The organism is Croceicoccus bisphenolivorans (assembly GCF_001634625.1).
Taxonomy (GTDB): domain Bacteria; phylum Pseudomonadota; class Alphaproteobacteria; order Sphingomonadales; family Sphingomonadaceae; genus Croceicoccus; species Croceicoccus bisphenolivorans.
The window spans coordinates 277,214-300,849 of sequence record NZ_LRSE01000004.1 but is presented as its reverse complement, the minus strand read 5'-3'; the positions used below and the strand labels follow the sequence as shown (position 1 = coordinate 300,849).

The 23,636-nt window shown below is 62.0% G+C and carries 28 protein-coding genes and 1 riboswitch; of the genes, 16 read left to right on the top strand and 12 right to left on the bottom strand.

Going from position 1 to position 23,636, the window contains the following annotated elements:
- Positions 1-85: 85 nt before the first annotated feature.
- From dapD to A7A77_RS06255, 7 genes are all read left to right on the top strand, one after another.
- On the top strand, positions 86-928 hold the full coding sequence (gene dapD, locus A7A77_RS06285; protein WP_066555361.1) for a 2,3,4,5-tetrahydropyridine-2,6-dicarboxylate N-succinyltransferase: 843 nt from the start codon (positions 86-88) through the stop codon (positions 926-928).
- A 126-nt stretch (positions 929-1,054) separates the two neighbouring features.
- A complete protein-coding gene (locus A7A77_RS06280) occupies positions 1,055-1,288 on the top strand; it encodes a hypothetical protein (protein ID WP_066555360.1) in 234 nt (77 codons plus the stop codon).
- A complete protein-coding gene (locus A7A77_RS06275; protein ID WP_066555357.1) occupies positions 1,285-1,509 on the top strand; it encodes a hypervirulence associated TUDOR domain-containing protein in 225 nt (74 codons plus the stop codon). Before A7A77_RS06280 ends, A7A77_RS06275 begins: the two co-directional genes overlap by 4 nt.
- On the top strand, positions 1,509-1,691 hold the full coding sequence (locus tag A7A77_RS06270; protein ID WP_066555356.1) for a DUF3008 family protein: 183 nt from the start codon (positions 1,509-1,511) through the stop codon (positions 1,689-1,691). Before A7A77_RS06275 ends, A7A77_RS06270 begins: the two co-directional genes overlap by 1 nt.
- A 24-nt stretch (positions 1,692-1,715) precedes the next feature.
- Entirely contained in the window at positions 1,716-2,147 is a 432-nt protein-coding gene (locus A7A77_RS06265) for a DUF1810 domain-containing protein (protein ID WP_066555355.1), read from the top strand.
- A 39-nt stretch (positions 2,148-2,186) separates the two neighbouring features.
- Positions 2,187-2,651 carry an ion channel gene (locus tag A7A77_RS06260; RefSeq protein ID WP_082835946.1) on the top strand — a complete coding sequence of 155 codons (465 nt, stop codon included), beginning with the start codon at positions 2,187-2,189 and terminating at the stop codon, positions 2,649-2,651.
- A gap of 52 nt (positions 2,652-2,703) precedes the next feature.
- A complete protein-coding gene (locus A7A77_RS06255; RefSeq protein ID WP_066555353.1) occupies positions 2,704-3,132 on the top strand; it encodes a DoxX family protein in 429 nt (142 codons plus the stop codon).
- Here A7A77_RS06255 and A7A77_RS06250 read toward each other — a convergent pair.
- The 3 genes from A7A77_RS06250 to A7A77_RS06240 form a co-directional block, all read right to left on the bottom strand.
- Complete coding sequence (locus A7A77_RS06250) at positions 3,129-3,380, bottom strand: SWIB/MDM2 domain-containing protein (RefSeq protein WP_066555351.1); 252 nt, start codon at positions 3,378-3,380, stop codon at positions 3,129-3,131. The two genes, A7A77_RS06255 and A7A77_RS06250, sit on opposite strands and share 4 nt — an antisense overlap.
- 40 nt (positions 3,381-3,420) lie before the next feature.
- Positions 3,421-4,005 carry a YbhB/YbcL family Raf kinase inhibitor-like protein gene (locus A7A77_RS06245; protein WP_066555350.1) on the bottom strand — a complete coding sequence of 195 codons (585 nt, stop codon included), beginning with the start codon at positions 4,003-4,005 and terminating at the stop codon, positions 3,421-3,423.
- Between the two features lie 212 nt (positions 4,006-4,217).
- Complete coding sequence (locus A7A77_RS06240; RefSeq protein WP_066555348.1) at positions 4,218-5,261, bottom strand: hypothetical protein; 1,044 nt, start codon at positions 5,259-5,261, stop codon at positions 4,218-4,220.
- A 229-nt stretch (positions 5,262-5,490) separates the two neighbouring features.
- Between A7A77_RS06240 and A7A77_RS06235 the strand changes: the two genes are divergently transcribed.
- The 3 genes from A7A77_RS06235 to A7A77_RS06225 all read left to right on the top strand — a co-directional run bounded on the left by A7A77_RS06235 (position 5,491) and on the right by A7A77_RS06225 (position 8,066).
- Entirely contained in the window at positions 5,491-6,123 is a 633-nt protein-coding gene (locus tag A7A77_RS06235; RefSeq protein ID WP_082835945.1) for a pyroglutamyl-peptidase I family protein, read from the top strand.
- A 95-nt stretch (positions 6,124-6,218) separates the two neighbouring features.
- Positions 6,219-7,625, top strand: coding sequence for a S41 family peptidase (locus tag A7A77_RS06230; protein WP_245638406.1), 1,407 nt, complete (start codon positions 6,219-6,221; stop codon positions 7,623-7,625).
- A 150-nt stretch (positions 7,626-7,775) separates the two neighbouring features.
- Positions 7,776-8,066, top strand: a complete 291-nt coding sequence (locus tag A7A77_RS06225) for a hypothetical protein (protein ID WP_066555338.1) — start codon at positions 7,776-7,778, stop codon at positions 8,064-8,066.
- 72 nt (positions 8,067-8,138) lie between these two features.
- On the opposite strand, the gene A7A77_RS06220 is transcribed toward A7A77_RS06225, so the two are convergent.
- On the bottom strand, positions 8,139-8,777 hold the full coding sequence (locus tag A7A77_RS06220; RefSeq protein WP_066555335.1) for a hypothetical protein: 639 nt from the start codon (positions 8,775-8,777) through the stop codon (positions 8,139-8,141).
- Positions 8,778-8,880: 103 nt separating this feature from the next.
- Between A7A77_RS06220 and A7A77_RS06215 the strand changes: the two genes are divergently transcribed.
- The 3 genes from A7A77_RS06215 to A7A77_RS06205 are packed head-to-tail and all read left to right on the top strand — an operon-like array spanning position 8,881 to position 11,816.
- Entirely contained in the window at positions 8,881-10,473 is a 1,593-nt protein-coding gene (locus A7A77_RS06215; RefSeq protein ID WP_066555333.1) for a GMC family oxidoreductase, read from the top strand.
- A gap of 30 nt (positions 10,474-10,503) precedes the next feature.
- Positions 10,504-11,454 carry a 1-phosphofructokinase family hexose kinase gene (locus tag A7A77_RS06210; RefSeq protein ID WP_245638405.1) on the top strand — a complete coding sequence of 317 codons (951 nt, stop codon included), beginning with the start codon at positions 10,504-10,506 and terminating at the stop codon, positions 11,452-11,454.
- A gap of 59 nt (positions 11,455-11,513) precedes the next feature.
- Complete coding sequence (locus tag A7A77_RS06205) at positions 11,514-11,816, top strand: alkylphosphonate utilization protein (RefSeq protein WP_066555328.1); 303 nt, start codon at positions 11,514-11,516, stop codon at positions 11,814-11,816.
- A gap of 4 nt (positions 11,817-11,820) precedes the next feature.
- Here the strand turns inward: A7A77_RS06205 and A7A77_RS06200 are convergent, their stop codons facing one another.
- The 8 genes from A7A77_RS06200 to A7A77_RS06170 all read right to left on the bottom strand — a co-directional run bounded on the left by A7A77_RS06200 (position 11,821) and on the right by A7A77_RS06170 (position 19,802).
- Positions 11,821-12,411, bottom strand: a complete 591-nt coding sequence (locus tag A7A77_RS06200; RefSeq protein ID WP_066555495.1) for a hypothetical protein — start codon at positions 12,409-12,411, stop codon at positions 11,821-11,823.
- 161 nt (positions 12,412-12,572) lie between these two features.
- Positions 12,573-13,145 (bottom strand): hypothetical protein, encoded by a 573-nt coding sequence (locus tag A7A77_RS06195; protein WP_066555325.1) that lies wholly within the window; start codon positions 13,143-13,145, stop codon positions 12,573-12,575.
- Positions 13,146-13,219: 74 nt separating this feature from the next.
- Positions 13,220-14,713 (bottom strand): hypothetical protein, encoded by a 1,494-nt coding sequence (locus A7A77_RS17780; protein WP_156500452.1) that lies wholly within the window; start codon positions 14,711-14,713, stop codon positions 13,220-13,222.
- Positions 14,714-14,875: 162 nt separating this feature from the next.
- A complete protein-coding gene (locus tag A7A77_RS06190) occupies positions 14,876-15,079 on the bottom strand; it encodes a DUF4287 domain-containing protein (protein ID WP_066555321.1) in 204 nt (67 codons plus the stop codon).
- A gap of 14 nt (positions 15,080-15,093) precedes the next feature.
- Positions 15,094-16,965, bottom strand: a complete 1,872-nt coding sequence (gene thiC, locus A7A77_RS06185) for a phosphomethylpyrimidine synthase ThiC (RefSeq protein WP_066555318.1) — start codon at positions 16,963-16,965, stop codon at positions 15,094-15,096.
- Positions 16,966-16,987: 22 nt separating this feature from the next.
- On the bottom strand, positions 16,988-17,395 hold the full coding sequence (locus A7A77_RS06180) for a hypothetical protein (RefSeq protein ID WP_066555315.1): 408 nt from the start codon (positions 17,393-17,395) through the stop codon (positions 16,988-16,990).
- Between the two features lie 74 nt (positions 17,396-17,469).
- Positions 17,470-17,579, bottom strand: a riboswitch (TPP riboswitch).
- A gap of 55 nt (positions 17,580-17,634) precedes the next feature.
- Positions 17,635-18,810, bottom strand: a complete 1,176-nt coding sequence (locus A7A77_RS06175; protein ID WP_066555313.1) for a hypothetical protein — start codon at positions 18,808-18,810, stop codon at positions 17,635-17,637.
- Positions 18,811-18,869: 59 nt separating this feature from the next.
- A complete protein-coding gene (locus A7A77_RS06170; protein ID WP_066555311.1) occupies positions 18,870-19,802 on the bottom strand; it encodes a MipA/OmpV family protein in 933 nt (310 codons plus the stop codon).
- 152 nt (positions 19,803-19,954) lie between these two features.
- Between A7A77_RS06170 and crtY the strand changes: the two genes are divergently transcribed.
- Genes crtY through A7A77_RS06155 form a run of 3 tightly spaced genes read left to right on the top strand, consistent with a single transcriptional unit; the run spans position 19,955 to position 23,635 of the window.
- The gene (gene crtY / locus A7A77_RS06165) at positions 19,955-21,145 is read left to right on the top strand and encodes a lycopene beta-cyclase CrtY (protein ID WP_066555308.1); all 1,191 of its coding nucleotides are present in this window, start codon (positions 19,955-19,957) and stop codon (positions 21,143-21,145) included.
- Positions 21,142-22,647, top strand: a complete 1,506-nt coding sequence (locus A7A77_RS06160) for a phytoene desaturase (protein WP_066555305.1) — start codon at positions 21,142-21,144, stop codon at positions 22,645-22,647. The genes crtY and A7A77_RS06160 overlap by 4 nt, the downstream gene beginning before the upstream one ends.
- 7 nt (positions 22,648-22,654) lie before the next feature.
- Positions 22,655-23,635 (top strand): phytoene/squalene synthase family protein, encoded by a 981-nt coding sequence (locus A7A77_RS06155; RefSeq protein ID WP_066555302.1) that lies wholly within the window; start codon positions 22,655-22,657, stop codon positions 23,633-23,635.
- The last annotated feature ends 1 nt before the right edge of the window (position 23,636 follow it).

Sequence of the window (23,636 nt, the reverse complement as noted above, 5' to 3'; positions counted from 1 at the left end):
ATCCGAGGCTAGGCGGCAAGCCGAGTTCTGCCCTGTTCAGCCCTTGCCGATCCCGCGCGGGGCCGATGATTGCCGAGGAAATGCCATGTCCGACAACGCCGCCCTGATTGCCGCCATCGATACCGCCTTCGAGGATCGTGCCAATGTCACGCCCGAAAGCGTGGAAGTGCGCGAGAACGTGGAAAAGGCGCTGGCCATGCTGGATGCCGGCACGGCGCGCGTTGCCGAAAAGAAGGACGGCGAGTGGATCGTGAACCAGTGGCTGAAGAAAGCCGTGCTGCTCTCGTTCCGCCTCAACGACAATGAAATCGTGCCTGATGGTGCAGCGGGCGCACCGGCCTATGACAAGGTGCCGTCGAAGTTTGCAGGGTGGAGCGACACCCGCTTTTCCGAAGCCGGTTTTCGCGTGGTGCCCGGCGCGGTCGCACGACGCGGCAGCTACATCGCCAAGGGCGTGGTCCTGATGCCGAGCTTCGTGAACATCGGCGCTTTTGTCGATGAAGGCACGATGGTCGACACCTGGGCCACTGTCGGCTCGTGCGCGCAGATCGGCAAGAACGTGCACCTTTCGGGCGGCGCAGGCATCGGCGGCGTGCTCGAACCGCTGCAGGCAGGCCCCGTCATCATCGAGGACAACTGCTTCATCGGCGCCCGTTCCGAAGTGGCCGAAGGCGTGCATGTCGGCGAAGGCGCGGTGCTTTCCATGGGCGTCTACCTCGGTGCCTCTACCCGCATCGTCGATCGCGCCACCGGCGAAATTCACATGGGCAAGGTGCCCCCCTATTCGGTCGTAGTTCCCGGCGCGATGCCCGGCAAGCCCCTGCCCGACGGTACGCCCGGCCCCTCGCTCTATTGCGCGGTGATCGTGAAGACCGTTGACGCGCAGACCCGTTCGAAGACCAGCATCAACGAACTGCTTCGTCCCTAAGCGGCACGTCCCCTCTCCTGCCTCCCGATGGAACCGATCCGTCGGGGGGCGCGTTTTTGCCTTGAAGGCCGGTGCTGAAATGCACGCCAACGGCCAGCCAGAAACGCGAAAAGACAGGAGTTTTTCATGGAACGCCACGGCGACCAAGTCGACGTCACTACTACCGAGGCCCGCGCCGGCAGCACGCCGCATATCGTGCGCTATGTGCTGCTGATCAGCCTGTTCCTTGCCGCAGCGGCAATGACCGTGGTCTGGGTGACCGGCGCCGCCACTGCCGACGACCCCGCGCCTAGCGGTGCCGAGCTTACCAGCAATCCACCCGCCAATGCCGCTACTGGTACAGAGGCAGGGGCCGAATGATGGCGGACAACAAGTTCCGCAAGGACCAGCACGTGAAGTGGAGCTGGGGCAACGGCACCGCCACGGGCCAGATCAGCGAACGGTTCGAACGAGAGGTCGAGCGTACACTGAAAGGCAGCACGATTACCCGCAACGGCAGTGCCGACAACCCGGCCTATCTCATCCGGCAGGAGGACGGTGACGAGGTGCTGAAGCTGGGTTCCGAACTGGAAGCAGCCTGATGCCCGCAGTTTCCAAAGCTCAGCAGAAAGCCGCCGGCGCGGCGCTGTCGGCCAAGCGCGGAGAGATCAAGGTAAACGACCTTCAGGGCGCGTCGAAGGACATGTACGATAGCATGTCCGCACGCCAACTGGAGGACATCGCCGCTACCAGTCGCGAGGGCCTTCCCGAACACAAGGGCTAGACCGATGACGGGGGCCAGGCGCTGATGAACACACCGGGCGGCACCGGTCTGGATCGTTTCCTGAAGGCACAGGAAGGCGTCTACGATCGCGCGCATGCCGAACTGCGCGCCGGAACCAAGCGGACCCACTGGATGTGGTTTGTCTTCCCCCAACTCGCCGGGCTTGGCCGCAGCGACATGGCCCGCTTCTTCGCGATTGCCGATCTGGCCGAGGCGAAAGCCTATCTGGAGCACCCTCTTCTGGGGCCGCGCCTTATCGAATGCTGTAACGCGTTGATGGGCTGGGCCGGTGAACGCGATGCCGTCACCATACTCGCGCCGATCGACGCGATGAAGCTGCAGAGCAGTATGACGCTGTTCGAACGCGCGGCCACCGACACCGGGCCTTTCGCTGCAATATTGGATGCTTTCTATCGCGGAGAGCGCGATCCGCGGACACTGCAACTCTTGACCTGAACGCCGACAGCCTGCGAACTCTCGGGCAGGAGGCCCGACTTGGACGACAAGACCGTCGAAACGATACAGATGCTGATGCCGCAGCTTGGCTGGGCAACGGCGGTGATCATGCTTTGCGTCACCTTTCACGGCCTCGGCCTCGCCCTGCTTACGCACTTCGTCCACCCTTCCGATGAAAGCCAACGCGTGACCCACCTGCCGCCGGTGTCCGTGCGCGGGATCCTCGTCACGCTGGCGATCGTCTATGCGCTGTTCATCATCCACGGCGTGGAAATCTGGCTGTTCGCGCTGTTCTTCCGCTATGTGGGGGCGCTGCCGACACTAGAGACGGCGGTCTACTACTCGATCATTTCCTACGGTGCGATCGGATACGACGATGTCGCGATGGCGCGGGACTGGCGGGTTGTCGGCGCGCTGGAGGGGATTTGCGGCATCATCCTGCTTGGCTGGTCGACCGCCTATTTCGTGCGCATCCTTGGCAGGATCGACATCAGGCGCAAATGAACTGTCGCAGCCGTCATTGCATCATCCCGCCTGAACCGGCCATACGAGCGCGATGACGTTACAAACAGGCAGGGCAGCGCGCACGATCGCGCGGTGGGTGCTGGCAGCGCTGTACGTGGTTGCGGGGGTCGCCCATCTCGCGATGCCCGAACCGTTCGTGAAGATCACGCCTGGCTGGGTGCCCATGCCCGAAACGGTCGTGTTCTGGACGGGGATTGCCGAATTGTTCGGCGCGGCGGCGCTGGCACAGGGATGGTCGCCAACGCTGCGACGGGCCGGAGCAACCGGCCTTGCTCTCTATGCACTGTGCGTGTGGCCCGCGAACGTGAACCACATGATCATGGATCTTGCCCGCCCCGATCATGGCGTAGGGCTTGCCTATCACTTGCCCCGGATGGTCTTGCAACCGGTGCTGATCTGGCTGGCCCTATGGTCCGGCGGGGTCATCGACTGGCCCCGCCGGACAACGCGGAAGCCTTAGCCGAGGTGCTTCGACACCGCAGCGGTCATCTTGAACATCGAGATCTTCTCGTTGCCGATGACAGCGCCCAGCTTGGCGTCGGGCTCGATCATGCGCTTGTCGTCCTTCGCCTGAAGGTCGTGCTTCTTGATGTATTCCCAGACCTTGGAAGTCACCTCGCCACGGGACATCGGACCCTTGCCCACGATCTCCTCCAGCGTCGGCGAGACCGCGACCGGCTTGTTGATAGCATTGTTCTTGGCGGCCATGTTCGGCTCCCTTCTAAATGGAGACTAGTCGAAGGCGGACCTATTCCACCTCGATGTCGTCCCAGTCTTCGATTTCGGTTTCACGGGCATATGTCGCCGTGAGCAGGGCGACGGAGAGCACGTGGCCCTCCATCGCTTCTGTCAGTGCCTTGCGCGATGCGCCCGGCGACAGGCCAAGCGGCGCATCAAGCGCATAGAGCTGGAATACAAAGCGGTGCGGCTCGTCCTCTTGCGGCGGGGCGGGCAGCAGCCAGTCCGAATTGCCGGCACCGTTCTTGCCGGTGCGAGGCGGGGTTTCCCCCTCCATCAGCTTGCCGCGCTGTGGCGCGATACCGAATACCAGCCAGTGACACTTCGCCGATGCATCCGCATCCTCGACTATCAGCGCCATCTCCATCGTGCCTGCCGGAGGCTGGCTCCATTCCAGCGGCGGTGCGACGGCGTCTTCCTCGTCCGCGGTGAAGCAGGGATCGAGATCCTCGCCATCGGCGAAGGCTGCGCTCGTTAGTTTCAGGTCGCCTGCGCCCAACCGGTCCGCACTGCCCAGCCGCGCCACGCTCAACGCGCCGTCGCCATCACGGGCATCGGCTATCGCGGATTTCAGCCAAGTGGGGCAATCGGACATCGGGTACGCAACTCTTCTGGCGAATTTCAAAACAGGCTTAAATTCGGACGATCCGGTGGAGGGCGATCATCCATCCTCGGAAATATGGGAAAAAATGCCCCCTTGCGAGGGGCGCGGCACCCGTTTTGCCCGGTTAAGATGCCTTTTGAACGTCTCAGAGGCGGCTTGCAGGCTTGCAAACCGCCTCATGAGTACCCGAATCGTAGGAATAGTCAGGCCTTGGCAGGCCTGCGGCGACCGAACGAATCGTAAAACCGCCGGAAATCGAGGTTCGGCTGCTCGGTTAGCTTCTGCTTCAGGCTCTGCACGATCAGCCGGGCACGGCGGCGGCGTGCCGAAGGCGAGCGAAACGGGTTCGTCCTGTCCGGACGGGCACGGACCAGCCGGTCGATCAGCGCCTTGCGCCCCTGCGGTGTATTGGGAACCGAGCGTCCCGCAACACCAACTGTTGGCGACGCAGTGACATAGGCAGGATCGTCCCATTTGCTTACATAGGGGTCTTTGCCAACCGAGTGGCTGAGCGCAAAAACCGGGGTGGCGGCAGTGGCCGCAGCTGCGGGCCTGTTATCCGCCACCCGCCCATCCGCGGCATCGCGGACAGGCGTGACAACGGGTTCATGCCGCACTTCCGCCACCCCGGGACGTGCACGCCGCCTGCGACGCGACGCGCCCGCCATGAACAGCCCGACGAAGCCGAAACCAAGCGCAAGCGCCCCTCCCGCCATCGCCAGGTCTGCGTTCGATTGCGAACTCTCCAGCCCCGATGTCGCGGGCCGTGCCGTCGCAGTATCCGTTGCCGCGAGCGCAGCGGCTCCTTCCAGCCCCTCGCCATCCTCGATCACCGGCACGGCTGCTGCCCCGGTCTCTTCGGCAAAGTCCGCGTTCGCTACGGGCGATGGATCGGCAGGGGCAATGACCGCGGGCCGTGCAGCGGTTGTCGCGACCGTGCGGGTGGCGGACGCCGTGGTTGCAGCAGTCGCTGCCGAAGATGTGGTCGCCGGCGTTTCTTCGGCCGTGTCAGCCGGCAGAACGACGGGCACGGCCAAATCTGGCGTGACCGTCGCTGTTCCCGTCGGGATCGCATCGGGTACGATGATCTGCGGCTGGCTGATCGTCGATGTTGCTTCCGGCAGTTCGGCGATCACAACCGGCTCTCCGGTTGCGGTTTCCTGCGCGAGCGACGGGGCTGCTACAAGTGCCAATGCAGTCGCAATAGCGCTGCTGGCGGGGCGGATCTGGATCTTGTTTTTCGTCATAGCGGAGGGATTAACAGTATTTGTCAGATCCCGATCCGCCAAATCCCAAGATTTGCGATAAGACGAAAGCAAATGAAGGATAAGTTGATCTGATTATAAACGAGTATATATCAATATTAACGAATGACGAAATCAGCATTAATCTATCATTCATTGTGGGTGCACAGCGGTTAATATGCTATTCATTTAGAAACTTGACCAGAGGGCGGTTAGGATCGAAGCTTCGCATATGGCAGACGACCTAGTGATAACCGCCTTTGCATCCTTTCCCGGCGTTGCGGAGAATCCGACAGAGACGCTGTTAGGATCGTTGCCCGACGCCCGTGACGAAGTTTTGTCAAACGCTCGCCATGTCCTCTTGCCCACTGTCTATGGACGTGCCCCGCGCCAGCTCTGCGATGCAATGGTTCCCTTGCCGGCCGCTCTCCTCATGACCGGATATAGCCGCCATGCGACCGGTCTGGTGCTGGAAGCGCGTGCCACCGCCGCATGCCTGCCCGACCGCGTCGATGCCGCCGGCAACTTGCCGCAAGCTAGCGACGCCCCCGATGCGCAGTGCGTCATCGACCTTGCCCGTATCGCCGCGCGGGTTACGGACGCAGGGCTTCCCGTGGCGATCTCGCACGATGCAGGCGGGTACGTGTGCAACCACCTCTATCACGCGGCGCTGACCGGCCCCTGTTCGGGAAAGGACGGCCCTATCGGCCTGTTCGTCCATTGCCCCGCCTTGTCGCGCTCGCCTCTTGCGGATGTAGCTGCGGCAGCGATGGATTTGCACGACATGGTGCGCGGGCTAGGCATCATCGCGCGCGCGCTGCTGGAAGCGGCGGGCGAACCGGGGAACACGCTCATCCGAAATTAAGCTAACCGGTTGCATGTAAAACCGGTTTGGATCACGGGCCGCGCACGCCGCGCCAATTCGCAGGTGGGATGCAATTGACAACGCACAGGTTACCTTTGGTCGCGGCAGCAACAGCCCTTCTGGCGGCTTGTGGGGGCGGAAGTGGCGGGTCATCGTCCGGCGGTACCGTCGGGTCGAATGTTGTCACGCCGACACCCAGCCCTTCGCAAACTACCAGCGCCTGTTCGCTTTCCGCGCGCAAGCAGTTCGCGCGCGAAGTCATCGATCAATGGTACCTCTTCCCTGACCTCGTCAACACCGGGGCCAACCCGGCAAGCTATGCCACGGTGCAGGATTATATAAACGCGCTGGTCGCACCGGCCCGTGCGCAGTCGAAGGATCGTTACTTCACCTACATCACCTCGATCGCCGAAGAAAATGCCTACTACGCATCGGGTTCGACGGCAGGTTTCGGCATGCGACTGGCTCTGGATAGCAGCAGTCTGGTCGTTCTCGAGGCATTCGAAGGCGCACCGGCACTTGCGGCAGGCATAGACCGGGGCAGCCGTATCGTTGCGATCGGCACCAGTGCGGGCACGATGCGCGATGTTGCCGACATTCTGGCATCGGACGGCAGCTACGGCATCAGTGAGGCGTTGGGCCCGTCCGATCCCGGCGTCACGCGATATCTCGAGGTGGAAGGCCTCGGTATCGTGGCGTTGAGCAAGACCGACTTCGCACTCGATCCCGTTTCCGATCGCTACGGGGCGAAGATCATCGATGCCGGCGGCGTGCGCGCCGGTTACATCAACCTGCGTACGTTCATCGACACGGCCGAGCCGGATCTGCGGGCGGCATTCGATTCGTTCCGCGCGCAAGGCATCGACAAGTTCATCATCGACTTGCGCTACAACGGTGGCGGGCTGGTCGCGATTGCAGACGTGATGGGCGACCTGATGGGCCGTGACAACGTCGGCCAGGTGTGGAGCCGGATGACTGTTCGCCCGTCAAAGGCGGCAGAGTTCAACAGCACCCGCCTGTTCGAAGCGCAGCCCGAAGCCGTGGCGCCGGTCAAGGTCGCCTTCATCGGACGCGGCGGCACGGCATCGGCGAGCGAACTCGTCATCAATTCGATGCTTCCCTATCTTGGCACCAACATGGCGCTTGTAGGCGCCAACACTTACGGCAAACCGGTGGGACAGTTCGGTATCGACAATCCCGCTTGCGACGACCGGATGCGGGTTGTGGCCTTCCGGACGGAAAATGCCGATGGCAACGCGGACTATTTCACCGGTCTTGCCGCATCGGTTCCGGTGACCTGTCAGGCTAACGACGACTATACCGACCCGTTGGGCGACCCGGCCGAAGCATCCATCTCGGCAGCGATCGACTTTCTTGCAGGACGATCATGCCAGGCGATCGCCAGTGGCGGGCAATCAACCCAGTCGGTGGCCGCAAGACGCGCCCTGCTGGCAAGCCCGCGCCCATCGACTGCACAACGCGAGGTGCCGGGGCTGTTCTGACGGGAAGCTAACGCGGCGTTAAGTGGCGCTTGCAAAAAATGCAATTGTTGCACTGACATTGCAATTGCGGCGATGCAGCATCGCTATATGCTGCGATGCACAAGATATGGATGTTTGGAGGCAATCCCTAACACAAAAAGGAATTGCTTCATGTTTAAGACCGTTCTCTCCCTCGCCCTCGCCGCTGCTGCCGCTCTCCCGACCGTCGCCTCCGCTTCGGAAGCCGAGCAGAACTCGTTCCGGTACGACGGCTCGGAATACACCTACACCGTTGCTCCGGCTGGCGAACGCCAGGTCGTGACCGGCAAGACCAGCGACGGCGCCGAATTCCGCCTCGTGGTTTCGGACACGCACGTTCGCGGCACCTTCAACGGCCAGTACGTTTCGTTCTCGCGCGCTTCGGTCGAACCGCTCGGCAAGGTTCTCGTCGCTCAGCGCTGATAGCGAATTGAAAGGGGCGGGGTTTGACCCTGCCTCTTTTCTCTTGCCCAAAAGAGCGGACGCGATTGTGGCCTATTCCTTTGGCCCGGGCCTTAACGATTGCATCAGAACCTCAAGGTGCGCACGGCCCAGCCGGCTCCAGACGTTATAAGTACAGGCCTGCCCCGCGACATGGACGTAGGCAAGCGAGTTTTCCGAGACCCCGTCCGGTACCTCCTCGCGATACGGCCGCGCCCCTTCCAGCCCGTAACCCGCGAATGACGGTTGCGGCAGGTTTTCCAGCATCGTGAAATAGGGCCACTGTCCGCGCAGGCGTGCTTCCTGCCCGTCGGCCCTGTCCGCGCCTACAATGCCCGGCCCGGCCACTCCGTAAGCGGACCGCACGTCTTCGGTATCGAAGGCAATTCCCCACCCGCCGCCGAAGTTGGCCCGGCGCGCCTCGGCCGGCGCTCCGCCATCGCTGGTGAGGACCAGCGGCGCACATTCGCCCTTGTTTTGCGCAGTCGCCCATTCGTTACGCGTCAGGTCTGCCGCCAGCGGGACCGGCGGCGGGGCATCGGGATGGTCCGGATCGACATGGGCTGGCGGGCTGACCGGCGCTTGCGGTGTTGCGGGTGCTTCGGTGCCGGAATGTTCGGCATCGGGCTGCGAACCGCATCCGGCAAGAGCCAGCACAGTCACGATCAGCGGCAGGGCAATAGTTGTCGGCATCCTCATGCCATGACAACGCGCCGCGGGGCGATTGGCTCCTGCCGGTGTGCCGCACATACGTCTCGGCTTGCCGTTATGCCGCGAATGTGCTGGCCTGTGCCGAGTGGAGAGCTTCGATTATATCGTCGTAGGCGCGGGCAGCGCCGGATGCGTTCTGGCCAACAGGTTGAGCGAAAACCCGTCGACGCGCGTGCTGCTGCTGGAAGCGGGTGGGCGCGACAATTACCACTGGATCCGCATCCCCGTCGGGTACCTTTACTGCATCGGCAATCCGCGAACCGACTGGTGCATGAACACGGCGGAGGAGCCGGGCCTCAACGGTCGTTCCCTGCGCTATCCGCGCGGGCGCGTGCTGGGCGGATGCTCGTCCATCAACGGCATGATCTACATGCGCGGGCAGGCGGGCGACTATGACAGCTGGCGGCAGATGGGCCTGTCCGGCTGGGGCTGGGACGATGTCCTGCCGCTGTTCCGCAAGGCGGAAAACCACTTTGCGGGCGATACACCGTTTCACGGCAGCGGCGGAGAGATCCGGGTCGAACGGCAACGCCTTCGCTGGGATATCCTCGATGCCTTTCAGCGCGCCGCAGATGAGGCAGGCATTCCGCCTACGGACGACTTCAACGATGGCGACAATTTCGGATCGGGCCTGTTCGAGGTTACCCAGAGACGCGGCATGCGGTGGAGCGCGGCTGACGCCTTTCTCCGTCCCGCGAAAGGCAGGCCGAACCTCAAGATCGTAACGAACGCGCATGTCGATCGCGTGATGTTCGATGGAATTCGCGCGACGGGCATTCGCTGGCAGCACGGGGACACCCCTTGCGAAACACGTGCAACCGGCGAAGTGCTGCTTGCCGCAGGCGCAATCGGCTCACCCTCGATCCTTGAACGCAGCGGCATCGGCGACGCAGACCGGCTGCGCGAAATGGGCATCGCATCGGTCGTGCACAGCCCGCAAGTCGGCGAGAACCTTCAGGATCACCTGCAGGTTCGCTGTGCATGGACCGTGACGGGGGTATCAACTCTCAACGTTCGCGCATCCACGATTTGGGGCAAGGCGCTGATCGGCATCGAATATCTGTTCAACCGTTCCGGCCCGATGGCGATGGCGCCAAGCCAGCTTGGCATGTTCGCGAAATCGTCGCCGGACATCGCGAGTGCGGATCTGGAATATCATGTCCAGCCGCTCAGCCTGGAGGCATTTGGCGGGGCGCTGGACAAGTTTCCCGCCTTCACCGCAAGCGTCTGCAACCTGCGCCCCACCAGCCGCGGGTCCAGCCATATCGCAGACGCCGCAGTGGCCAGTCACGCGACGATCCGCCCGAACTACCTCGCGACGGAAGCGGATCGCATGGTCGCCCGCCGCGCCGTGCGATTGACCCGCGATATCGTCGCGCAGCCTGCGCTCTCCTGCTACACCCCACGCGAAATCAGGCCCGGTGCCGATGTACGGGATGACCGCGACCTCGATCACGCGATCGGTGATATCGCGACCACCATCTTTCACCCAGTGGGCACCGCAGCAATGGGCACGGTGACCGACGCGCGGCTCCGCGTCACCGGCACGCGGGGGCTGCGCGTTGTCGATGCTTCCGTCATGCCCGCGATTACGTCGGGCAACACCAACGCGCCTGTCATGATGATTGCGGAAAAAGCTGCCGCCATGCTGAAGGAAGATGCAAAAGGTCCGGCCTGAAACGCTTGCGCCGATAGCGACCGGCACGGCATGAAGCATCGGATGGAGCCGATCCTCACCCTCACCCTGAACCCCGCCATCGACGGTGCCTGCGAAGCCGAGCAGGTCCATCCGACCCACAAGATCAGGACGAGCAACGAACGCTATGATCCCGGCGGCGGCGGGATCAATGTGGCGCGGGTTCTGCAACGCTTGGGCGCTCCGGTCACGGGGGCCTACTGCGCCGGCGGAGCGAGCGGCGGCCTGCTGGACGACCTGATCGACCGGATCGGCGTGCCGCGCCACTGCATCCCGATCACTGGTGAAACGCGCATGAGCCTGGCCGTGTTCGAACACAGTACCGGACAGGAATACCGCTTCGTGCCGGAAGGGCCTGAACTTTCCGAAGCGGAATGGCAATCGGTGCTCGACTATGCCGAACGGGCAGATTGCGGTTGGCTGGTCGCCAGCGGGTCGCTGCCGCGCGGCGTGCCTGTCGATTTCTACGCGCGCCTCGCCGCCACGTGTTCGGCGCGGGGCGTGCGTGTGGTGCTAGATACTTCGGGCGAGCCGCTTGCCGCCGCGCTGGAAGCGGGCGGACTGTTCCTGGCAAAGCCCAGCCTTGGAGAGTTCGAGGCACTGGCCGGTCGCAAACTGGCAACGCTGCAGGAAGTTGGCGATGCAGCGCTCGGCTATGTGACTGCGGGCAAGGTGCAGCAGATCGCCGTCACGCTGGGCCATCGCGGGGCCGTGCTTGCCCATGCTGGCGGCGTTCTTTGCCGGCGCGGGCTCGACGTTCCGGTCAGGAGCGCGACGGGGGCGGGCGACAGTTTCGTGGCGGGCATGGTCCATGCCCTTGCCAGCGGGATGGATGCGGCCGATGCCTTCCGCCGCGGCATGGCTGCCGGAACCGCCGCCGTCCTCACCCCCGGAACGGACCTGTGCGAGGTGGCGGATATCGAGAGGATGTGGCTGGCATTGGGTTCGCAAGACTCCTGCTGATTCCCGCCGCTGGCTTTTCCCGCCCTGCCCGGCCATTGCGCCCGTAGGAGGGCCATACGATGAGCGACGACGAATACGTTTACGACGAGGAAAGCGGTGAGTGGATGCCCGCTTCCGAACTGGCGGCGAAGCAGGCTGCGGCAGGCAGCGTCGAGGTTCGCGACGCAGTCGGCAACCTGCTGTCCGATGGCGACCAGGTGACGCTGATCAAGGACCTAACCGTCAAGGGCGCGGGCCAGACGCTGAAACAGGGCACCCTGATCAAGTCCATCCGCCTTACCGGCGACCCGCAGGAAATCGACTGCAAGTACCCCGGTATCAAGGGCCTCGTCCTGCGGGCCGAGTTCGTGAAGAAACGCTGAGAGTTCAGGCACAACCCTCTACATAGCCGAGCACCGGCATCGTGCCGACGTGCATTTCGGTTACCTTGCCGTCCGCGCCCAGTTCGAAACGGACTGCCGGATCGCCGCTTTCGGCGTTGGGCGCGGTCAGGTACTTGCCGCCTTCCACGTACTTGTGCGGGGTTTCGCGAAAACCGGGCAGGTTCGCGTCCACGTCCGCGCGGGTCGATCCGACACCGATGCCTTCCACCAGCTTCACGTCCGAACCTTCGCCGATGGAAATCCGGCGAACCGCGCCTTCCTCCACAATGGCATAGGCGCCGGGGTAGGACGGCGACTTGTAGAGCAGGCAAGTATCGGAAGCCTGCGCGCCCAGCTTGGCCCAGCTGCTGCCTTCGGGCACCGGCTGGCCGATCTTCAAGGTTCCCAGCCCTTCCAGCCCGATCGTCTTCACCGCGGCCGCATCGGATGCAGGCGTCGTCGCGCCAGCGTCTGGCACGGCGTTTTCGGTTGCTTCGGGCGCAGTCGCCTCGCCCTCCGGCGCTTCGGCCGAACAGGCTGCGAGAGCCATGGCGAGACAGGGGGCGAGTGCCGTGGTGGCGATCAGTTTCTTCATGGCCGGATAAACTCCCCCGCCCGCCGCCGGTTCCGCGCCGAAAGCCTGCGTCTTCGCACGGCAGGGTGACAAAGGTGACACCCTGTAACCCGCGCCGATCCGGCAAAACGCACGCAAATCTGCGGGTTTCGCGGGGCGGGATACGGGTGACAGGTTGCGCATCACCGCCGCCGTGCGGGCAGTTCGTCGATGGTAAAGCGTTCGATCAGCTCGGTCGCCTCCTTCGCGTCGTCGCGTTCGAATTCCGGCTCGTCCCAATCCAGTTCGCCGGTCTCCACCCGCTCGATCAGGGCGTCCCACCGTTCCGACATATATTCGGCCATCGCGCCGAACCGGCCCAGCATGGGAGAGCCGAAGCGGTTGCGCATGTTGAGCAGGGCCACGGTCAGCCGCTCGTCATACTTGCGGCTGGTGCCGACCAGTTCGCCGTTGCAGTAATGCGGAACTTCCACGCCGTTCAATGCGCGTTCCAGCGCGGCATGGGCCAGATTGTCATAGCCGTGGCGAAAGGCAGTTTCCCAAGCGATGTCGAACGGCTCGCCCTTCAGGCGGGAGCGCAGGCGATAGGCGCTCTGCCGCGACATGCCGACGGAACGAGCGGCCTCGGATACGGAGTGGGTGGCGGCCAGCATACGCAGGAAACCGGCCATCTTCGGACGGGTCCAGTGCGGGCCGGAAGGCCGGTGCGGGAGGTTGGAGGGAAGGTCGGGCGGGGTGTGGGTGGTTTCGGTCATCCGTCAGGATGAGCCACAGGGGGCGGGGTGTAGGAAAATAAAATCAGCGCAAAATCCGCCTGCCAAATAATAGCTCAGTGCACGGTGCCGGCATCATCAGATCCCTGTGGTGCAGCTTCGCTCGTCGCCTCTGCATGCTCATCTCTTTGACCGCCATCTTGCTGTCTTTTCTCATCTTGCTTGCGAAGATCAACCTCGAAAACTGACTCAATTTTCTCTCTCACCATCGGATTCTTGAGCATAAAAGAAAAACACGGCCAATCCAAAATTGAGCTCAAATTTATAACGCCTGCGTCTTTCATAGCGGGAATCATTTCAATGAATTGGTCGACGTCATCACGCACAGCAGAAACGCAAAATTTAAAAAGATCTGAACTTGCAGTCCAATCTTGCTCATCCAAAACTTTGAGAGCGTCGTCATTACGACCGTCATGACGCAAAGCGCTTGCACGATTTACGACAAGCATCAATTTAGTTTGCGCCGTCATTTTGGTTTTATTTAAACTCAAAGCATATGAGGCTAGGCGTTCCGCGACAACATAATGCTCTCTCTGCAGCAATTTAAAAACCGCCTGATTGAGGTTTATAAAAGCCTTATCTTCATCTTCTTTTACAAACTTTCTAAATAGAGAGAAAGATAAAAGTATAGAATACTCTATTAGAATATTTAAAGATTGTTTTAAATATGATTCAGTAAGTTTTACATCATCGCCGAGGATTTTCTCTAATCCAGAATGACCGTTATCTGTACAAATTTGGACATATCGCTTATTGAATGCCTTCTCTCCATGCGCAACCAAGTTTCTCCTCTCAAAAATTTCTATGTAATTAGGCCACCTTTTCCAATCCTTTCGAATATCAACCCCAAAATTTTTGCGGATATAATCCGACTGTTCAGAATGGCTTCCCCTAGAAAATTGATAAAGCTCTTCCGTAATTTGTTCGCTCACAATTTCTTCCAAGCTTTCAGCGGACGAAAGTCGTGAAAGAGGTACGGTACGATTTGACTTTTCAAGCCAATCTTTTTGCAAAAGGAGCATTTTTGAAAGAATATCGACAATGAGGGTATCGAATGTCGCAACTACACTTAGAAGTGTTGCTGACGGAAATCGACCCATGCCATTAATCACATTGTCGTAGCGCTCTTGACGTCTCCTCACCTCAGTCATTTCGGTTTCCGAGACAGGGTATATTGAACATTCTTCGTCGACTTCGACGGGAATCTTTTCTTCAATGATCGGACCGTAAATGTCACGCGCCGTTACAATTCTTATCATCAATGGGCCGATAACGGCAGCTTGGATAAGTTCATGTTGCGCAAGGCCAAAATCAACACTAGCCTCTAATGCATCAGTAAGTGTCGATTGATGAGTAAAATCTCCATCATTAGGTTCGACCTGACCTTTTAGATCATCCGACTCAGAGACTTCATCTTCACTAGGTTCTGATGCCCACTTTTCTTTTACTTTACGGATATAATCCATCCGACCGAATGCGAACGGCCAAAATGGAGATCCGGGGTCTTTTTTAACAATAAGATATGCAAATGGCTCTTTTTCGTCGGTCACACTTAGCCCCCTGACATTTTACGTTCAATAGATCCAATTCTGGGTCGATATCAAAGCGTAATATCCAAAGTGTGACCGAATAACTCAAATTGCAATGAGCTGTTTCAGCCAGATATGTTGAAGGATTCGGGGAGTCATTCTAACCCTCGTCGTGCCCCAGCCCTAGCCCTCCGCCAGCGTCGCGGCGACCAGTGCGTTGGCGTGGCCGTGGCCCATGCCGTGTTCTTCCTTCAGGAACGAAACCAGCTCCATGTGCCTGGCCGGCAGACGCTCTTTGATGAGCGCCTGCCAGTGGCCGATGGGCTGGCCGTACTTCTTCTCGATGGAAGGGAAGTAGGACGCGGGGCCTTTCACTTTATCGGTCATGGACGATCCGTCCCTCAATCGTGTTCGCGGTCGCCCTGCCCCATGTAGAGTTCCGAGCCGGTTTCCTTGAAGACCTTGCTCATCTCTTCCATGCCCTTCTCCGCTTCATCGACGGATGCTTCCGCAGCGATGAACTGGTCTGACGGCTGGTTCTGCCTGGCGGCGAATTCGCGGACTTCCTGGCTGATCTTCATCGAGCAGAACTTCGGACCGCACATCGAGCAGAAGTGCGCGGTCTTCGCGCCTTCGGCGGGAAGCGTCTGGTCGTGGTACTGCTCTGCCGTGTCGGGATCGAGCGACAGGTTGAACTGGTCGCGCCAGCGGAATTCGAAGCGCGCGCGGCTCAGCGCGTCGTCGCGCACCTTGGCGGCCGGATGCCCCTTGGCAAGGTCGGCCGCGTGGGCAGCCAGCTTGTAGGTCACCACGCCGACCTTCACGTCGTCACGGTCGGGCAGGCCAAGGTGTTCCTTGGGTGTGACGTAGCAAAGCATCGCCGTGCCGTACCAGCCGATCTGCGCCGCGCCGATGCCGCTGGTGATATGGTCGTAACCCGGCGCGATATCGGTGACGAGGGGCCCGAGCGTATAGAACGGAGCCTCGCCGCACGCCTCGAGCTGCTTGTCCATGTTCTCCTTGATCTTGTGCATCGGCACGTGGCCGGGGCCTTCGATCATGACCTGAACGTCTTCCTTCCACGCACGCTTGGTCAGCTCGCCCAGCGTGTAAAGCTCGGCAAACTGCGCCTCGTCGTTCGCGTCGGCGATGGAACCGGGGCGCAGGCCATCGCCCAGCGAATAGGCAATGTCGTAGGCCTTCATGATCTCGGTGATGTCGTCGAAGTGCTCGTAAAGGAAGCTCTCCTTGTGGTGGGCAAGGCACCACTTCGCCATGATCGAGCCGCCGCGGCTGACGATGCCGGTAACGCGCTTGGCGGCCAGCGGCACATAGGGCAGGCGCACGCCCGCGTGGATCGTGAAGTAGTCGACGCCCTGCTCAGCCTGCTCGATCAGCGTGTCGCGGAAGACTTCCCAAGTCAGGTCCTCGGCAATGCCGCCGACCTTTTCCAGCGCCTGGTAGATGGGAACGGTGCCGATGGGCACGGGGCTGTTGCGCAGGATCCATTCGCGGGTGTCGTGGATGTTGCGGCCCGTCGACAGGTCCATCACGGTATCCGCGCCCCAGCGGATCGACCAGACCATCTTGTCGACTTCCGATGCCACGTCCGACGCCACGGCGCTGTTGCCGATGTTGGCGTTGATCTTGACGAGGAAGTTGCGACCGATGGCCATCGGTTCGGATTCGGGGTGGTTGATGTTGTTCGGAATGATCGCACGGCCACGCGCGATTTCGCTGCGGACGAATTCCGGCGTCACGTATTCGGGGATTTCGGCGCCCCAGTCCTGACCGTCGCGGACGTGATCCTTCATCATGGCGCGGCCAAGGTTCTCACGCTCCGCCACGTATTCCATTTCGGGCGTGATGATGCCCTTCCTGGCGTAGTGCATCTGCGACACGTTCATGCCCGCCTTGGCGCGCAGGGGACGCTTCACGACGTTGGGGAACGCGGGCACGCCGCCGCTGCGGTCGGGGCCGAGCTGGCCGTTGTCTTCCGGCTTCACCATGCGCGCGTCGTATTCCTCGACATCGCCGCGTTCCATGATCCACTGGCGGCGCAGCGCGGGCAGGCCGGCAGAGATGTCGATGTTCGCGTCGGGATCGGTGTAGGGGCCGCTGGTGTCGTAGACGCGGACCGGAGCCTCTCCGCTCGACGGTTCGAGGCTGATCTCGCGCATCGCAACGCGGCGGTTGCCCACGTAGATCTTCTTCGAACCACGGATCGGCCCGGTGGTTACGCCGATTTCGAGCTTGGAATTGATGTCGGCCATGAGGGGGTCAGCCTTTCTGCTGCTATGATACGGTGTTGAGGTGGAGCGCGCCCGCAACCGTCAGCACCACGCCGACGGCAAGGCTCACCACGGCCCAGCCGCGGTGGAAGACTGCAAGATTGCGCAGCCAGAAGTGGAAATAAATGTCCGAGAAGCCGACGACGACCAGCGCCTCCAGCATCATGATCCCGCCGATCACCCGCATGGCGATGGCCAGCAGGTCGGACGGCACCCACGGATTGACGAGATAGATCGCCGCGCCCGCCGCCAGTTCGGCAACGCCCGATATCATCTGCAGCGCGGGGCTGGCCTCCACCTCCTTGATCAGCGTCTGCCAGATACCCGGCTTGCGCAGCGATCCGACGGCGGCAAAGATGGCGAACAGGCCCAGCAGCATCGCTGTCCAGGCGGTGGCGTCGATAACAGGCATGACTTTCCCTCCTTCAATAGCATTGCCGCGCCGCTGTTCCGGGTAGGCTGGAGGGGGATAGCGCCCGGATTGGAATTATGGCGCGGTTCCCTTCCCTCCGCCCGGATTAACGGGTTCAGGTTCGACGGGTCGGATGGCGCTACCCATCCCTCTCAGCGAATAGCTCGCTCCCCGGGGTTCGCGGCGCAACCTAGGCGCAAGTTGCAACTTCGTCCAGCGGTGAACGCTGCACTTGCCGACTATTCCGGATCAATCCGCATTCCGCCGCGCGTGATGCACACGCCAAATGTCTGCTCGCGCGGCAGGTAGAGAAAATCGGCCTCGTCACAGAGGTCGATCACGATCTCTCCCATCGGCTGCCAGACATTATGAGGCATAGCCCGGTCGCGATAGAGCAGAACTGGACCGTGCCGCACCGCAAGCACTCCCTGTTGCGCGGCGACAGCACGATCCAGCCGTTCGAACTCGATGCGCGCTTGGTGTGTGCGTTCGTAATCAAACGGCCATTTCATCCAAATCGCAAGTGCCAGAAAGGGCAATACGCCCCAACGCAAATGCGTTGCGGCGATCGACAAGGGCAGTATCGCCGGCAACAGGTAATGCGGGTAATAGTTAGGGATGGCGAGAAAGCTCAGGATCGTAAAGCCGATCCATCCGCCGAGAAATGCCCGGTTTTTCGCCAGCAGCAGCCCACCGAACCCTGTGACAACCACCGGGAACGCTTCGATCAAGCGCTTCAGACCAAGCACTGGCGACTGCACATCGTTGTCGAGCGGAGCGCTGATCACGCAATCCCAGAATGTCTGCAAATGCCCGAGAAACGGAAGAACAGTCAATGCGAAGGGCAAACAGCCCAGGGCCACCATTTTAGGCATGTAACGCCATGGCCGCGTGCGCATCGCGTAGAGGCCCAGCCAGATACTTTCGAACACCGCGCTGTGCTTGATCGTGATTGCAATTCCGCACAGCACCATCGCCATTAGGACATGGCGGTCCCGGCGCACCATCAAGGCCGCGACGGCAATGAGCAGGTTGTAGAAGACAGGCGATTGTCCGCCGTTTCCGAAAACGAGGTTCAGCCCCGCCAGATAGAGAAAACCTCCCAGAACCCCGTACCGATCCGGACGGAACAGATAGATGACGACAGCCGTCGCCCCGGCAAATAGTGTGGCCACGATCTGGTAGCCGGCAGGTTGTTCGGTAACGAAGGTTATGAGGTAGTAGATGACAAACAGGCCGAACGGCTTGCGATCGTAAATATCGACGTAGGGCAACAGCCCGTCATGCATCTTTATCCCGACGAGGAGGTAGAAACTTTCGTCAGGTTCCAGCGTCGGATTGCCGAACGTGGCGTGGCGGACAAGAAAAGCGAAACCGAAAAGGGCCAGTACCGCCAGAAAATCGTTACGTCGCATGACGCGAATTAGATCGCGCGCGAACAATAACGCAAGTTTTGAAAACCGGTGCCTGCCCGTCAGAACACGTAGCCGATGCCCGCCAGCACCGCGAACTGGTTGTGGCTCCCCCGCATCGACACGATCGGCGTTTCGGCGGCGCTGTTCACCAGCCGTTCGTAGCTGATGGCGGCGGCGATGCCGAAGCCGCCGTTCCGGAAATTTCCGTCGAGGTCGATGCCGTAATAGGCTCTCGCGTCCCAGCTCTTCATCCCGCCTTTCGCGTCATAGACCGGCAATGCGCCGCCCGTTGCCGCGCTGCCTTCGGGCGTGATGGAGTAGTAGTAATCGGCGTATTTTCCGTCGTGCCAGCTGGTGCCGACCGACAGGCCCGCGCCCATCCCCTGCGACAGGGCGGTGAAGTAGGAAACCTGCGCGCTGATCGACTGTCCGCCGCCATGGCCGGAAATGTCCCACCGCGTCCCGCCGCTGAGCGAGATGGAATCGAGCGGGGTCAGCACGTTCTTTACCGAAACGCCCGCGCCAAAGCCCAGTTCGACAGTGCTTTTCAGCTTCGGCAGCAGATCGACGACGGCATCGTCGACCGATCCGGTGCGAACCTTGCGATAACGCAGGTCCGGCCCGAAAGAGACGTCGATGTCGCCGGGAAGATCGGGCATCACGTCAAGTTCGATACCGATGCCGCGCGTGGCGAAACCGATGCCGGATACTTCACCGCGCACCGCCCCGCCGAACTGGAAGCCGTAATCGTCGGACCCGTCGTAATCGGGCACATATCCCGCGCCCACGGCCACGATCGCGTAGTCCCCGTCGAAGGCATCGTCGAGGTTGGGCTGCGCAAAGTCGCCCGCCTGCGTATCGGAAGAGTTGGCGAATGCGGGCGTGGCAGCGCAAAGATAACCGGCAAGGGCCGCTGCAAGGGCGCATGATTTTGCCGCGTCCGGCCATACCGTCTGCCGGACTGTCGCGAAAATTCGGGCGGCATCGTTCAAGCGTTCGTCCCCATGTTACATCCTACCCCCAGCCAACGCTTGCGCGGCGGTCCCGTTCCGTGGGCAGGCATCGCCCGTTTACCGCGCCAGTGCGGTTCGCGCGGTACTGGAACGCTTGCACCAACCCGCAAGCCGTGCAAGCAGTCTGCCCGATGACGCAGCGTTTCGACATCGCGATAGCAGGCGGAGGGCTTGCCGGATCCCTGATCGCACTGGCGCTGAAGGCACGCCGCCCCGACCTTTCGGTGGTTATCGTGGAGGCGGGCGATGCGATCGGCGGCAACCACGTCTGGTCCTTTTTCGCCAGCGACATCGCCCGCGCAAACCGTACACTGGTCGATCCGCTGTGCGCCGCACGCTGGGACGGCGGCTACGAAGTGCATTTTCCGGCGTTTTCGCGCATGTTGAAGACGCCCTATCGCAGCGTCACTTCCGAAAATCTGGCCGCCGCCGTGGCAGAGGCATTGCCCGCAGACGCGATCCGGCTGCGCCAGTCGGTCAGCGGCGTGGAAGCAGGCGGCATCGCGCTTGACGATGGCTCCCGCATAGAGGCCGATGGCGTGATCGACGCACGCGGCCTTTCGCGCGACCTTTTGTCCAACCTCAACGGCGGGTGGCAGAAATTCGTTGGCGCAATGCTGGAATGCGACCGGCCCCACGGCATTTCCCGGCCAGTGGTGATGGACGCAACCGTCGACCAGCTTGACGGATACCGCTTCGTCTATGTCCTGCCCTTTTCCGACCGGCATGTCTTTGTCGAGGATACTTATTACAGCGACGCGCCGGATCTGGAGCGTAATGCCCTGCTGGACCGGATTGCCGCCTATGCCGATGCGCAAGGGTGGCAGATCGCGGCAACGACGCGGGTGGAAACGGGCGTCTTGCCCGTCGTCACCGGCGGCGATTTCGATGCGTTCTGGCGCACCGGCAATGCAGGGGTGGGCCGCGCGGGCGTGCGGGCGGGCCTGTTCCAGCCGCTGACCAGCTATTCCCTGCCCGATGCTGTGCGCTTTGCCAGTTCGCTGGCCGACCTGCCGAAGCTGGACAGCACCAGCCTTGCCCGCTTTTCCCGCCGCTATGCAGAGCGGCACTGGCGGCGCGGCATGTTCTATCGCACCCTTGCGAAAATGTTGTTCGGAGCTTCTGCCCCGCAAGAGCGTTACAAGGTGCTCCAGCGGTTCTACGGGCTTGACGAAAGATTGATTGAACGGTTCTACGCAGGCCTAAGCACGTTTGCCGACATGGCCCGCGTACTGGCCGGGAAACCCCCGGTGCCCGTAACGCGGGCCGCGATGGTGCTTGCCGGAATCGGCGCGCCGGGCGCACTGGAAGGAACCCGATGACCGACCCTGCACAACACCCTGCGCGCGCCGCCGTGATCGGCGCCGGATTCGGCGGCCTTGCCCTTGCCATCCGGTTGCAGTCCGCAGGGATTGCGACAACGGTGATAGAGGCGCGGGACAAGCCCGGCGGGCGTGCCTATGTCTGGAACAGGGACGGCTTCACGTTCGATGCCGGGCCGACCGTCGTTACCGATCCCGACTGCCTTGCCCAGCTTTGGCGGCTGACCGATCATGACATGGCGGACGATGTCGAGCTGATGCCGGTCATGCCGTTCTACCGCCTGCAATGGGATGACGGAACGACTTTCGACTATTCGAACGACGCGGCGAAGCTGGCGGCGGAAATCGACCGGCTGAACCCCGAGGATGTGGCCGGATATGCCGAGTTCTCCGCCTATTCCGAAGGGGTCTACAAGGAAGGCTACCTGAAGCTGGGGCACGTGCCGTTCCTCAGCTTTTCCGCCATGATAAAGGCCGCGCCCTCGCTGGCGAAGTACCAGGCATGGCGCAGCGTCTATTCCATGGTTTCCCGCTTCGTGAAGAACCCGAAGCTGCGCGAGGCGCTGTCGTTCCACACGCTGCTCGTCGGCGGCAACCCGATGACGACAAGCGCGATCTACGCCCTGATCCACAAGCTGGAGAAGGACGGCGGCGTGTGGTGGGCGAAGGGCGGCACCAACCGGCTGATCGCGGGGATGGTCAAACATTTCGAGCGGCTGGGCGGCACCGTGCGGCTGGGCGATCCGGTTTCGCGCATCGAAACGGTGGGCAACCGCGCCACCGGCGTCACCTGTAACAGCGGGTGGAGCGAGAAATTCGACGCGGTCGCCACGAATGCAGACCTTATGCATTCCTACCGCGACCTGCTTTCGGCCAACCGGCGCGGACCGGCGATGGCGAAAAGCCTTGCGAAAAAGCGGTGGAGCCCGTCGCTGTTCGTCGTGCATTTCGGGGTCGAAGGCGCATGGCCCGGTATTCCGCACCACATGATCCTGTTCGGCCCGCGCTACAAAGGGCTGCTGGACGACATCTACAAGTCCGGCGTGCTGCCGCGCGACTTTTCCATCTACCTGCATCATCCCACCGTCACCGATCCGTCGATGGCGCCAGAAGGGATGAGCACGTTCTATGCCCTTGTCCCCGTCGCCCACATGGGCAAGCTTTCGGTGGACTGGGACGTGGTTGGGCCGCAGCTGGAAAAACGGGTGCTGGACGAAGTGGGCCGCCGCCTGATCCCCGACATCCATTCGCGGATCGTGACGAAGTTCCACTATACACCCGCCGATTTCGGCACCGACCTTGCCGCGCACATGGGCAGCGCCTTCAGCCTTGAGCCGATATTGACGCAAAGCGCGTGGTTCCGCGCACACAACCGCGACGATGAGATCGGCAACCTCTATTTCGTAGGCGCGGGCACCCATCCGGGCGCGGGTATTCCCGGTGTCGTCGGTTCCGCGCGGGCAACGGCGCGGCTGATGATCGCCGATCTCGCTAAAGGCTGAACCGCACTTGCAGGACCGTTCGCAACTCGTTGCCCATGCCCGCGATACCATCGCGCGCGGATCGAAAAGCTTTGCCGCTGCATCGATGCTGTTCGACCGTACCACGCGCGAACGGGTCTGGCTGCTCTATGGCTGGTGCCGCGCTGCGGACGATCTTGCCGATGCGCAGGAGCTGGGCGGAGCGCTGGGCGACCAGTCCGACGCCGCCGCGCGCCTTGCCACCATCCGTGACAAGACCGCGCTGGCACTGGCCGGAAAGCCGAGCGGCGACGCCAATTTCGACGGGCTGGGCGTGATGGCGCGCGAATGCGGGCTGACGGCGGAGATGTGCGACGACGTGATCGCGGGGTTCGCGATGGACGCCGACGACTGGCGACCGCGCAGCGAAGCCGACATGCTGCAATACTGCTACCACGTGGCGGGCGCGGTCGGCGTGATGATGGCCAAGGTGATGGGCGTGCCCGACGGGGACGATGATACGCTCGACAGGGCATGCGACCTCGGCATCGCGTTCCAGCTGGCCAATATCGTGCGCGATTTGTGGGAAGATGACGCGGCAGGCCGATGTTACCTGCCCGTCGAATGGCTGGTGGAAGCGGACATCGCGCCCGGCCAGCACATGAAGCCGATGTACCGGCCCGAACTCGTCGCGATGGTCCATGATGCCTGCGCCATGGCCCGCGCTTACGAGGCTTCGGCCCGCATCGGCGCGGCGCGGCTGCCGCTGCGTTCCCGCTGGGCGATCCTGTCGGCAACCGGCATCTACGGATCGATCGCGCGCAAGGTGGAAGCCGCGGGGCAGCACGGCTGGGACCACCGCGCCTTTACCGGCAAGTTCGAGAAACTCGGCCACGTCCTCGGCGCAGGCGTAGCCTGCCTGCGCCCCGTGCCCCCCACTTGCGAGGAAGAGTCCAAGGGACGCCCCCTCACCCGCCGCGATTTCGCCGCCCGCGCGCGCATGGTTGCCCAAACCGCGGGCGCCGCTTAAA

Coding starts and splice junctions, on each gene's coding strand:
- dapD (WP_066555361.1), top strand. CDS start 86: ATGTCCGACAACGCCGCCCTGATTGCCGCCATCGATACCGCCTTCGAG.
- A7A77_RS06280 (WP_066555360.1), top strand. CDS start 1,055: ATGGAACGCCACGGCGACCAAGTCGACGTCACTACTACCGAGGCCCGC.
- A7A77_RS06275 (WP_066555357.1), top strand. CDS start 1,285: ATGATGGCGGACAACAAGTTCCGCAAGGACCAGCACGTGAAGTGGAGC.
- A7A77_RS06270 (WP_066555356.1), top strand. CDS start 1,509: ATGCCCGCAGTTTCCAAAGCTCAGCAGAAAGCCGCCGGCGCGGCGCTG.
- A7A77_RS06265 (WP_066555355.1), top strand. CDS start 1,716: ATGAACACACCGGGCGGCACCGGTCTGGATCGTTTCCTGAAGGCACAG.
- A7A77_RS06255 (WP_066555353.1), top strand. CDS start 2,704: ATGACGTTACAAACAGGCAGGGCAGCGCGCACGATCGCGCGGTGGGTG.
- A7A77_RS06250 (WP_066555351.1), bottom strand. CDS start 3,380: ATGGCCGCCAAGAACAATGCTATCAACAAGCCGGTCGCGGTCTCGCCG.
- A7A77_RS06245 (WP_066555350.1), bottom strand. CDS start 4,005: ATGTCCGATTGCCCCACTTGGCTGAAATCCGCGATAGCCGATGCCCGT.
- A7A77_RS06240 (WP_066555348.1), bottom strand. CDS start 5,261: ATGACGAAAAACAAGATCCAGATCCGCCCCGCCAGCAGCGCTATTGCG.
- A7A77_RS06235 (WP_082835945.1), top strand. CDS start 5,491: ATGGCAGACGACCTAGTGATAACCGCCTTTGCATCCTTTCCCGGCGTT.
- A7A77_RS06225 (WP_066555338.1), top strand. CDS start 7,776: ATGTTTAAGACCGTTCTCTCCCTCGCCCTCGCCGCTGCTGCCGCTCTC.
- A7A77_RS06220 (WP_066555335.1), bottom strand. CDS start 8,777: ATGCCGACAACTATTGCCCTGCCGCTGATCGTGACTGTGCTGGCTCTT.
- A7A77_RS06210 (WP_245638405.1), top strand. CDS start 10,504: ATGAAGCATCGGATGGAGCCGATCCTCACCCTCACCCTGAACCCCGCC.
- A7A77_RS06205 (WP_066555328.1), top strand. CDS start 11,514: ATGAGCGACGACGAATACGTTTACGACGAGGAAAGCGGTGAGTGGATG.
- A7A77_RS06200 (WP_066555495.1), bottom strand. CDS start 12,411: ATGAAGAAACTGATCGCCACCACGGCACTCGCCCCCTGTCTCGCCATG.
- A7A77_RS06195 (WP_066555325.1), bottom strand. CDS start 13,145: ATGACCGAAACCACCCACACCCCGCCCGACCTTCCCTCCAACCTCCCG.
- A7A77_RS06190 (WP_066555321.1), bottom strand. CDS start 15,079: ATGACCGATAAAGTGAAAGGCCCCGCGTCCTACTTCCCTTCCATCGAG.
- thiC (WP_066555318.1), bottom strand. CDS start 16,965: ATGGCCGACATCAATTCCAAGCTCGAAATCGGCGTAACCACCGGGCCG.
- A7A77_RS06180 (WP_066555315.1), bottom strand. CDS start 17,395: ATGCCTGTTATCGACGCCACCGCCTGGACAGCGATGCTGCTGGGCCTG.
- A7A77_RS06175 (WP_066555313.1), bottom strand. CDS start 18,810: ATGCGACGTAACGATTTTCTGGCGGTACTGGCCCTTTTCGGTTTCGCT.
- crtY (WP_066555308.1), top strand. CDS start 19,955: ATGACGCAGCGTTTCGACATCGCGATAGCAGGCGGAGGGCTTGCCGGA.
- A7A77_RS06160 (WP_066555305.1), top strand. CDS start 21,142: ATGACCGACCCTGCACAACACCCTGCGCGCGCCGCCGTGATCGGCGCC.